1 protein-coding gene is annotated in these 674 nt (G+C 55.6%); it reads right to left on the bottom strand.

Annotated elements, in window-relative coordinates:
- Positions 1–514 (bottom strand): NlpC/P60 family protein (locus CLFS41_RS21590; protein ID WP_045093451.1); only part of this gene is annotated, 514 nt, incomplete at its 3' end.
- Positions 515–674: the final 160 nt, after the last annotated feature.

Here is a 674-nt window from a genome sequence, read left to right on the forward strand (position 1 = left end):
GCCGCTCCGGCTCCATCACTGCATCATCCTGTATGTATCGTTTTACAGCCACCAGACCCTTACGCCAGCCCCCGGATGCCCAGGAGTTATACCGGCTCTTGCAGTAGGCCGCCAAGTCTTTGTAGGACGGTCTGCCGCTGCCATGTCCGCAGATAATACCATCTCCACAGTACATCTCCACGTGGCCGATCCGTTTTGGCCTACTGGCATCCGTACCGGCAAACAGCAGCATGTCCCCTGGTCGTAACCGGGACGTGTCAGGGATGCCCTGGGCTATGTCTGCATCCACTGTGGTCAGTTTGGCAGAGTTGTACATGCCTGCGGTGTTTGTGATCCCGAAGCCCTGGCCTGCCTCCTTATAGGCGTAGCAGATGGAGCTGCTGCAATCACTGTAATAGTTACCATCCTTGTATGCCTTGTAGCAGTAATCCCGCAAGGACTGGCTGTATAGGTTGCGGCCTATGATCTCTGCGTACTTGTCGATCACGGCCTGTCTCCTTAATAATGCTGTCATGTCGTACCTCCATTTCTTATTGCATTTATCTGCGCCTGTAAATCCGCGATCACCGCCTTGGTATCCTGCACATACTCCACCGCCACGTCCGGCTCCGGCCCTCCCGCGGTAATGGTGATGTGGGTAGTGCCGGTAAAGGTGGTAAGGGCGTTTAGGGCGG

Source organism: Clostridium sp. FS41, from assembly GCF_000954015.1.
GTDB classification, from domain to species: domain Bacteria; phylum Bacillota; class Clostridia; order Lachnospirales; family Lachnospiraceae; genus Enterocloster; species Enterocloster citroniae.